This is a genomic window from Brasilonema octagenarum UFV-OR1 (assembly GCF_963888615.1).
GTDB lineage: Bacteria > Cyanobacteriota > Cyanobacteriia > Cyanobacteriales > Nostocaceae > Brasilonema > Brasilonema sennae.
The window spans coordinates 85,923-96,270 of record NZ_CAWPKW010000093.1 but is presented as its reverse complement, the minus strand read 5'-3'; the positions used below and the strand labels follow the sequence as shown (position 1 = coordinate 96,270).

General features: G+C 42.7%; 8 protein-coding genes. 6 read left to right on the top strand and 2 right to left on the bottom strand.

All coding sequences use genetic code 11. The features are described from left to right. Positions 1 to 477: 477 nt before the first annotated feature. A complete protein-coding gene (locus AC5590_RS07365) occupies positions 478 to 1,518 on the top strand; it encodes an MvdD family ATP-grasp ribosomal peptide maturase (protein WP_169263517.1) in 1,041 nt (346 codons plus the stop codon). Positions 1,519 to 1,627: 109 nt separating this feature from the next. On the opposite strand, the gene AC5590_RS07360 is transcribed toward AC5590_RS07365, so the two are convergent. After that, positions 1,628 to 2,593: a M48 family metallopeptidase gene (locus AC5590_RS07360; RefSeq protein WP_169263516.1), complete on the bottom strand. Its 966-nt coding sequence runs from the start codon at positions 2,591 to 2,593 to the stop codon at positions 1,628 to 1,630. 169 nt (positions 2,594 to 2,762) lie between these two features. On the opposite strand from AC5590_RS07360, the gene AC5590_RS07355 reads away from it, so the two are divergent. The 5 genes from AC5590_RS07355 (at position 2,763) to AC5590_RS07335 (ending at position 7,750) form a co-directional block, all read left to right on the top strand. Then, positions 2,763 to 4,319 (top strand): ATP-dependent DNA helicase, encoded by a 1,557-nt coding sequence (locus AC5590_RS07355; RefSeq protein WP_169263515.1) that lies wholly within the window; start codon positions 2,763 to 2,765, stop codon positions 4,317 to 4,319. A gap of 90 nt (positions 4,320 to 4,409) precedes the next feature. Beyond that, complete coding sequence (locus AC5590_RS07350; protein ID WP_169263514.1) at positions 4,410 to 4,625, top strand: DUF2839 domain-containing protein; 216 nt, start codon at positions 4,410 to 4,412, stop codon at positions 4,623 to 4,625. 497 nt (positions 4,626 to 5,122) lie between these two features. Then, a complete protein-coding gene (locus AC5590_RS07345) occupies positions 5,123 to 5,353 on the top strand; it encodes a hypothetical protein (RefSeq protein WP_169263513.1) in 231 nt (76 codons plus the stop codon). Between the two features lie 565 nt (positions 5,354 to 5,918). After that, on the top strand, positions 5,919 to 6,263 hold the full coding sequence (locus AC5590_RS07340) for a DUF1815 family protein (RefSeq protein WP_169263512.1): 345 nt from the start codon (positions 5,919 to 5,921) through the stop codon (positions 6,261 to 6,263). Between the two features lie 986 nt (positions 6,264 to 7,249). Beyond that, positions 7,250 to 7,750 carry an acyl-CoA thioesterase gene (locus AC5590_RS07335; protein ID WP_169263511.1) on the top strand — a complete coding sequence of 167 codons (501 nt, stop codon included), beginning with the start codon at positions 7,250 to 7,252 and terminating at the stop codon, positions 7,748 to 7,750. Between the two features lie 1,324 nt (positions 7,751 to 9,074). On the opposite strand, the gene dxr is transcribed toward AC5590_RS07335, so the two are convergent. Continuing rightward, a complete protein-coding gene (dxr, locus tag AC5590_RS07330; RefSeq protein WP_169263510.1) occupies positions 9,075 to 10,271 on the bottom strand; it encodes a 1-deoxy-D-xylulose-5-phosphate reductoisomerase in 1,197 nt (398 codons plus the stop codon). Positions 10,272 to 10,348 lie beyond the last annotated feature (77 nt).

Genomic DNA, 10,348 nt, shown 5'->3' with positions numbered 1-10,348 from the left:
AGTACCAGCTGCAATGAACAAGGGGTGGATGAGTCCGTTTCCTACCTGATAACTGATAACTGTAAAAAAGCAATAAGTGACAGGTTACAGTTCCCCTGTACCCTGTCACTTGTCTTCTAAAATCTCTGTTTACTCAGATCTTGCATCTGCTTTTTAGTCGGCCAAAAAATCAATTTCTTGGCTCAAAATCAAAGTTCGTTAAAACGGACTGGGTAAATCTTTGAGTCCGTTTTAACGGACTTTGGCTATGCAGCCCTGAACTGAAGTTCAAGGCGTACTGACATGGTATTTCAAGAAGAAATTCCCAAACACAAAAGCGAGATTTGGGCTATCCGATTTATGAGGCGATCTGCCGCTATGCTGTAGCACTAGCCCCAAAAGGGGCGCTACGCAAACGCGATCGCAGACGCCCTGATCACAAAATCATAAAACCTTTTTTCAAGTTCATAAATAAGACTTTTTTAATCACGATTTAATATGACAGTTTTAATCATTACTCATAGCCAAGACAACGAAAGCATTCCTCTGGTGATGAACGCAATAAAAGCTCAAGGAGGAAAAGCATTTCGTTTTGACACAGACAGATTTCCCACAGAAGTTCAGCTAGATGCTTACCACACCAAAGAATGTGAAAAGCTGATTCTTACAAGTGACGAACAAAAGCTAGATTTGAGTGAGCTTTCTGCAGTTTGGTATCGGCGAATTGCCATTGGGTCAAGAATTCCTGGTAAGATGGACGCGCAATTGAGACAAGCTTCACTTCAAGAATCTCGCGTCACCATTCAGGGAATGATTGCTAGTATCAAAGGATTCCAGCTCGATCCCCTGCAAAATGTCCGTTTAGCCGAAAACAAGCAACTACAGTTGCAAGTCGCACGGGAACTTGGTTTAGATACCCCACGCACCTTGACAACAAACAATCCAGAGACAGTAAAGCAATTTGCTCTGGAGTGCGAGCAAGGAATGATTGCGAAAATGCTTTCTTCTTTCGCAATCTACGATGAGAAAGGCGAAGAACAGGTTGTTTTTACGAACCTAGTCAAAGATGAGGATTTAGAAAATCTTCAGGCACTGCGTTTCTGCCCAATGACGTTTCAAGAGAAACTGCCAAAGGCGCTAGAGTTGCGCACAACAATTGTCGGACAGCATATTTTCACTGCGGCTATCGACTCACAACGCAATCAAAAAGCTCAATACGACTGGCGACGACAAGGACTTGCTTTAATCAACGCTTGGGAGTCCTACAATTTGCCAGCAGATGTCCAGAAGAAACTTCTCGAACTGATGAGTTACTTCGGTTTAAATTATGGGGCAATTGATATTATCTTAACACCTGACGGACGCCACGTATTCCTGGAAATTAACCCTGTTGGGGAATTTTTCTGGCTAGAAGGCTCTCCTGGCTTACCAATTTCGCAAGCAATTGCTGAAGTTCTTCTCACTTACCAGAAAGCACCCTCCGGGTTCGGGGGTAACTCACTTCGTACTCGCGGTAGCCAGAACCAAGCTAGGGTGTAAGCAGTGGGGAAAGGGGAAATTTTTCTTATTCTTTTCCCCTTACCCTTTACCCTTTTCCTACAACTGCTACGAAGTCTATTGTGAGCAAACGAGTCGCATCAATACGTTGTTACTCAGACCTTTTAATGCGATTAATTTCCCTTTGCAACTCTTCAATTTGTCGCTGCAAAGTTTCTACTTCTTGATTTTGGGGAGTCTGTGATTCTACATTGACTGCACCTGCAGCCGTTGCTCGCTGATAATTACCTTTCTTAATTTGCTGATATTCTTCTGAGGTTGCCCACTGGCGCAGGTAGTGTATCCGTTCTACAGCGAAAGGATGACCAAGCATTGTACCACCAGCGCCATTGTAAATCAAAAATTTGTATATTTGATTCAGTCCATCTGCATCGAGTGCTTGGTAGTCTTCTGACTGGCGGATAAATTCTTGCAAACTACATTCGTTCGCATATTTGATACTGCCTCCAGAGACTTTCATCATAGAAGTCATAACAGAGTTTAAGTCATCCGTCACTAACAATGCTGCACGATCTGCTGACAACTCAGCTTTACGTCGCCACTCATAAAAAGCGTAAATCAAACCTTGAGTGACAAAATTACCTATACCGAAGGTCAACTCCCCTATCGCAGAAGCAGCACTCATTGCCCACATCGCCATTTGAATTAGAATAGTATGACCACATTTAATATGCCCCAGCTCATGGGCTAGCACCGCCCTAATTTCGGCTTCGCTTAGCAAGTCCAATGTCCCTGTATTTATCACTATATAAGGATGCTCTTGCCCCAGCGCGTAGCTGTTTGCTTGGGGATTTTGCTCAACAAAGAGTGCTGGTTCTGGATAAATATCCAAATCCCGCACACATTCCCGAAAGATCTGGTAAACAGTGGAATATTGGCGTGGCCCGACTTGGATGGTGTTACCCATTAAATAGACTAACTGGGGGCGTTCGACAAAAAATTCCACAAATTTACGGGCGATAAAATCAAATCCTGGTAAATTACGCAAGGCTTGTTCTGCTTGGCGATCCAGAGGATGCCTGAAAGCTTCGCTGGAGATTCCTGTGTAAGTTGGCATAATTGGTGGGTATTTGGATACTAGTTAGTGGTTAATGGTTACCATAACAATCAGCAATGAACAACCAACAATTAACACATAACAATTCATTCCTGAAACTGACAACATAATAGTAATGGGGCTAAAAGCAACTCAAAAATCACTTTACTTTGTATGGGATTAAAAGCGTGTGATTGAAGCAGAAGTTCATTTGTCATTACATAACTTCCTGCGATCGCAGGCAGGTTTCCCTTCGTGGCCACATCATTTGACAATGGCACGGTTAGTGGCTCGCGCCTTGCGCCTAGGACGTAGCGCCCTTATTCAAGTCGGCGCAGCTTGCGGCTACCAGGGACGGTATCGCACCAGCTTTGTGGCTTCGGCATTAATGTGGCACGGTCCTGTGATTATTGTTGCCCCTGAAGATGTACAGCAACGACTGACGAAAGTAGAAATACCCCGCCTACAACAGTGGCTGCAAGTTAATAAAGCAATCAGAACAGGTGAGACTTGGCCTGGTGGTGAGTTCCAAGGAGTCTTTTTGATCTCTCCCTCGGCTTGGTTAAAAGCACAGCTGAGTAAAAAGAATAATTTTCCTAGTGGCATCCCCACAATTATTGATGGAGTTGACGATTTGGAAGATTGGGTACGTTCTGAACTTACTGTGAGCTTAGAAGCACTCTCTTGGGAGCAACTCATGCTTGCCCAGCCAGCCCAAGCTGAAGTTATTCGTTCTGCACGGGCGCAACTCATACACGAACTGTTTAAGCACCCTGCAAATCCCTACGAATGTTATCTGATTTCTCCAGCCCAAGAAGAGATTTTGCTCCGTCTTTATTCGGCTTTAGATATCTCTAGCCTACCGGATAGCTGGAAACAATTCTGGGAGCAATTTCAACACAGAAACGAAAATCTTCTTTCTCCCTCATCTTCTCCATCTCTACTTTGGGCAACTATTGCCCGTCGCCAAGGTTTATTTTCTTTGCACTGTGTGCCCATTGAATTAGGAAAAATACTATCACCCATTTGGCAGCGCCAGCCTGTGGTGTTTATTGGCAGTGCTGTAGAACCAGAAACTGAAGCCCCCTTATTTCGCCAGCGCTTCGGGTTGGAAGATGAGTTAACTTGCCTCAAGTTTTCCTCAGACAATCAAACAGAAGCGATTCAATTGTACATACCTTACCAGTTACCCTTACCCAACACGCCAGAGTTTCAGCCAGCGTTTCTTCATAAAGTTATGACGCTGGTTTGCTTAAGCGCGACAGCACCAGGATTGACAGTTGTGCTTGTGGGGGATGTACCGCTAAAAGCCCAAGTCGGGACAATTCTTGCCTCTGAGTTTGGTTCACGGGTACAGGTGGAAAAAACTTGTTTGGATGAAAATGGTATTTTGGTGAGTGGCTGGGAATTTTGGCGTGAGCATCAAAAGGTTTTGCCTGCTCCCCAGCTTCTGGCGATCGCTACTTTACCCTTGCCATCTCTAGAAAACCCGTTAGTGGCAGGTCGAGTGGCGCACTACAAGGGGTTGCATCAAGATTGGTTTCGTTTGTACTTGTTGCCAATTGCTATGAATGAATTGCAACGGGCGATCGCCCCATTGCGCGAAAGTAAAGGGATCGTTGCTTTGCTAGATAGTCGCGTGATTATCCGTAGTTATGGTGCTCAAGTTTTAAGTGCTCTGAGTCCTCTGGCACGCATTAACTACCTTGATCCCAATCTGTTTTCCTCTGTCACAGACCAAGATTGAGCTTAAGTCCTCTAAATTATTCAGTATTTTTTAGCTCTTGCTTCAAGCAAGCGCTATTATCAGCAGTATTCAGGGATTAATTTTTAAATTATGGGTGAAGCAAAGCGTCGTAAAACTACAATGGGAGAAAAATACGGTCAAGATACAACCAGAATCTTGCCGTGGGTTCCGATCTCCAAAACCCAAGCAGAAAAATTCGTCACATGGTCAACTCGATTTACCTGGATTGGTATTGGTGGTTTGGTCGCCGCTTGGGTGATAGTTCGTTTCATTGGTCCGGCTTTCGGTTGGTGGCAAGTTGTCTAAACCCAAGCTTGGATAACTTTCTAACAACGATTCAAAGTCTCAACACAACAGCTAGGAAAACCTGGCTGTGTTATTTTTTTCTTTGTGAATTTATTTACTAGAAATTAACTGACTATAATATATGCAGTATACTGAGAACAGTTATGAAAGTAAATTCTATGTAAAAAACCTATTCCTATTAACATATCTCAAATTTCAGGCATTGCATATACTTTTTAAAATGCTACTCGTTCTTCTCTGGAATGGCTCTTTTAAAGAGTATAAATAGTAACTCAAAAGATAGTCAAAAAAATATCTGCCGAAATGGCAACATGGTTATCTTGGGTTCAGTTATTGTCAGTGTTAAGTCAAACGATTTAGGTTTTACACTAGGGATCGTGGCTCAGGGTATCTCCTTTTACAGATAGTCACCCTCGGCGTTAGCGGTTTCCTAGGGAGCTTGATACGCCACTTACCATAAAGGAACAGGTGTCGCTATCTCATCTAAAGACGCTGCTTTGAACAACCGGGCAAACTACGCCACTTGCTACAACGGGACGGCAGGAACTCCACTTGGGGAGCTAGCCCTGTGCCTAAAGCAGCGCCTTGCAGAGCCAGTCCTACAGCACTGGTCTGACAGCAACGCAGTGGCTCCTCAAGTCGCAAGTGCTTATCCGCAAGACATAGTTTGGAGAGGCAGTTTCAGGCGCTCAACAACTCTTGACAGCGCACTGCTGACAGCAATATAGTGGTTGCTCTATCGTATTCCCGACTACTAGATACTTTTTCCAAGCGAGAATCAAAAAATAGCTACGAGCATCTACCAGTTTCATCAGATTCTATGGATAAGTTGCTACCAATAGCTTCAAATTTTACATTCCTTAACGACTGTACAGACGTTTAACAAGATAATCACCTCTTAAAACAGACTGAGAAGACGTATGTCTGCCTTGTTGGGACAAAGGGTAACTAGCATAGCTAAAAATAGCGGATAAAAGTACAAGAGGGGCATTTGATCAACTTGACTTGTACCAAATATGAGTTAATCTTATAGCGGAATTGTTTTCACTTACCATCTACTTTGACGAGAATCTATAAAAACAAGACAAGGTTAGAAATTCCATCCGATATTTGAGATCTACAAACTGAATACTTTGATACGGCACACGAAATTTACATCGACTACCCTAAGCTAGGTAGCCAATTCATAAATATATATCTGTGAATTGTAATGGATAGTTTACAATACCAATTGGTGCAGGAATCTAAAGAAAATATAAATGTTACAAATAACTGTGGTGTTTGGAGGGAAAAATGTTTTTGAGACTAGCACAACAACATCGGCAATTCGTCCAAGACTTAGTGATGAACTTGCAAGCTTTAGCAATTGTCTTAGAGAGGCGTGGATATCCTGCGTCCTGCTACACCTGTGGTGACCAGATGAATAGTGCTTCATTTATGGTTAGCCTGGGAGAAAACCATCTAATTCGGTTTTTAGTCTCTGATTATGGGATCACTTGGACGGAAAGGCGGGATGACCGCGAATTAATGAAGTTCGAAGGTGCAGAGGCTGTTAACCAGTTACAGGAACTTGCCAATATAGTCAAGCATCCTATACCAACCAGCGTAGGTAATAAACTTTTAGCTAAGCGGTGTTAGACAGTAAAAAGTTAAGAGTTGAGAGTTAAAAGTTAACAGTTAAAAAATCGTAACAGTGGCTAATAACTCGTAACTCATAACTTTCATACGTTATCTTAGAGCTTCATTGACATTGCTGCCACTGTTTTTGTGACATTGGGGCGTTATATGTATTGAGTATTGTAAAAATTAATTGCCATACTTAATGATTGCCCGCAGCCTATGAATGTCAGTCAGCAAGCCATCTCAAACAATGACAAATCGTTTGGGATAAGAACGAGTCGTCCCCAATAGTAGGAGTGACTAAGGCTGTCAACCCCTAAGCCCTGCGGACAAGCTGCGCGTTAGCCTCCGGCGTGCGCTCTGCCGATACGCTTAATTCACGGTATTGTTGCACGACCAGGACACCAGATACTCCTGTTGGGGGGATCCCAAGACCCCACTGGCTCATGAATCCAGGAGCTTGAATAATTAGCTTGTGCATTTTTCCGTGTCCATGAATCAATACATTCAGATGTATCCTTTTATTTTTCGGTAACCCAAGCTTTTATATTGATTGTGCGTAAATTTTGATTCCGTAAAAGCAATTTATACTGATTGTAAACTTTGAGCTTTTTTGCTCAACTAGCCTAAGAGTAGTAAGTTATAAAAAGAACTTATAATAAACTGAGTCCTGTTATCATCTACAGCCCACAACGAAGCCATAACAGATAGAGCGCCAGTTTTTTAACATCTGATAACCAAAGCCTAAAATTTCCTCACCTAAAGAAATACCGGAGTCCAAAACCCACCAAGTTTGAGGTTTGATATAGAACTTTAAAGCTGAGTCCTCCGGATACGCACTCGCGTTCGGCTTCGCTCAGCTTTAACGTCGAGCGGAGTCGAGACGTTAAAGGAATCTGGAGCAGTCATGTCACTTAGCTTATGAAGAAATTGCACTATATGCGTGTAATTTTATATGCTATTCCAGATTTGGAAAATCTATCTTTGTCTCCAAAAAATTTGATATGTCAGAGGAAAAATCACAACAACCACAACTCCAATCAACTACTGCAATTGATACTCCAGCAAGCAGTTCCTTTGGAAATTGGTTTGAATATTCTATAAGAGTCTACCCGCATCATACAGACTATGCAGGTATTGTCTGGCACGGTTCCTACATAGCTTGGTTGGAAGAAGCACGAGTAGCATGCTTGCGAGCGATCGGTATCGAATATGCTGATTTAGTCGCTTTGGGCTGTGATTTACCAGTTGTAGAACTCTCGATCCGCTATCACCGTCCGCTTGCGTTGGGTGCAACAGCGGTTGTAAGAACGCGGATGGCTGAGGTGACTGGCGTCCGTATCAACTGGGACTATGCAATTGAATCACCAGATAAGCAAGAATTATACGTTACTGCTCAGGTGACTTTAGTGGCAGTAGATCGAGAAAGAGGTAAGATTATGCGTCAGTTACCTAGTACTGTTATGGATGCCCTGGTACGGCTTTCAGGATCAAAAAATAATTAACTCATCCGTTTGATTAAAGAACGGAAAAATCCGCTTTTAATAAAACGGTAGTCTGATTTCTAAAGCACCCGTGCTCTGTGCGTGCGGTTACGCTGAGTCCCAAGGGGACTCAGCGTCTCCAAAGAAGACATGAGAACGTGGTTGAACACAGCACAAAAAACTAATGACTAATAACGGGCAATATCCAAAAGTGATATTACCTAACCCTCAGGACTTGAGAGAACCCTTGAAGTAGCTGTATTATCTGATGCCAAATATCTTGAGGGCTAATTCCCAGACCAGCATGCAAAATAACAACAGTAGTAGCACTAATAAACGCAGTTCTCACTGTCGTTCTCACCACATTTCTTAATACTGTGTAGACAATCCAAGACACAATCAGGGTAGCAAACATAGATACACCTTTTTCAAATACAGTCTTACCAATGAAGGTATCAAAACAGAGAAAATTTCATGAGTGTAACCGTGACACACATAAAGTCTTTCTTCAGGAATTCAGTAGTGCTGAGCGTTAAGGAGCCACTGCCGTGCCGGCTCTGGCATCCATTGTCCCGCAGCGTGCACCCTACTTGCCCCACTTGGGGAGGACAGTGCCGGGGGTAGTCTCCGAGGTCTTGGGGGTTTCCCTCCGGAGCCACTTCTGTGCGGGGGTTCCCCCCGTTGAAGAATGTGGCGTCAGGCGACTGCCTAAAGGATCTCCCGACAGTCGCGCACCTGTCCGTTAAGTCCAGCCCCGTGCGAACCCGGAGCGAGGTTTTCCCTGTTGTCCCCAGTGGCATTTTTGAGTAAAACTCCACAACGATAGTCCGCAGTATCGGATCAACTTACTGCTCAAAGACTACAGATGTGAAAGCCTTAAATTAAGTATTCCGCAACCCCAGTTAGCACCAAAAAAGCAGCAATTGGCGTGGAACCTCCACAGACAAAAAGCTCATCATTCCCCAGTACTGTTTTGCTGAGAATGTTGAGTTTACTTGAGCTTTTGCTGTAGTTGTTCTGGGTTCACTATACAATAAAAAGTTTTAAAAATTAGTATGCCGGAAAACCTTCTTTAAAAAAAATATTAAGTTTTTATTCTTGGTATATATAGGTTTTTAGCCAAACATATACGGAAAACTTATGCAATAAAAATAATTTCTCTTTTTTTGTATAATAAAATATCAATGAATAACTAAATAGCGAAACTCATAAGCAACAAGACAACTATATGTTTATATTCTTATACATTATTATAAGTAAAAATTACGAATAAAAAAGTAGCGTTCAGGAGTAAGCTGAACGCTGGACAGAAATATAATCAAAACCTATGGTTGTGAGTCGTTTTTTATCGCAAAGATATTATGCGCGAATGATTTTCCAACTGTTGAGTTGCTTTTAAAACTTCTTGTCTTGCCCATTTGTCTGCTGTCAAAATGTCATCTAAAGAAGGATTTGCACGATTGTCACGTTCGTGGCGATCGCACACCCATTCGATACACCGAGGAATATCTAAAAACTGAATTTTTTCTTCTAAAAACAAAGCCACAGCTTGCTCATTGGCTGCATTTAACACAGCAGGCATGGAACCACCAGCCCGACCTGCTGCATAAGCTAATTTCATGCAAGGATACTTTTGATGATCTGGTTCACAAAAGCTTAAACTGCCGATTTTGACTAAATCTAGGCGTTCCCAGTTGGTGTAGATGCGATCGGGCCAAGACAAAGCATACAGTAAAGGTAAGTGCATATCCGGCCAACCAAGTTGGGCGAGAACAGAGGTGTCTTGTAGTTCAATCAGCGAGTGAATAATACTTTGGGGATGAATGACAATCTCAATATTCTCGTAATCCAACCCAAACAGGAAATGAGCCTCAATCACTTCTAGACCTTTATTCATTAAAGTCGCAGAATCGACAGTAATTTTACGCCCCATTGACCAGTTAGGATGCTTGATAGCATCAGCAACTGTGACTTCTGCTAACTTCTCTACTGCCCAGTCACGAAAAGCACCACCAGATGCAGTTAATAAAATTCGTCGTAAACCTCCATCTGGAAGACCTTGTAAACATTGAAATATAGCAGAATGTTCCGAATCTGCTGGCAGTAATTTCACACCGTGTTTTTTAATCAGAGGTAAAACAACCGGACCTCCAGCAATTAAGGTTTCTTTGTTTGCCAAGGCGATATCTTTACCAGCTTCAATGGCTGCAATGGTAGGTAGCAACCCAGCACAACCAACAATACCCGTAACAACGGTTTGGGCATCTCCGTAACGAGCAACTTCAATAACTCCAGCATCACCAGCCATTAAAATCGGCTGGGGAGCAACGTCTTTGATTGCTTCTTTGAGTTCTGGCAACTTCTCTTGTGAGCAGATAGCTACTATACTTGGTCGAAATTGCCGAATCTGAGAAGCCAACAAATCTACATTGTTTCCAGCCGCTAAGCCCACAATCCGGAATTGATCGGGGTATTGAGCGACAATGTCTAAAGTCTGAGTACCGATAGAACCAGTAGAACCAAGAAGAGTTATTGCTTTCACAATTTTTTCAGGATTGACAGACAACATTAATATAGATTGCTTGGTATACACAAATAAATTGATTTACCCTATATCCT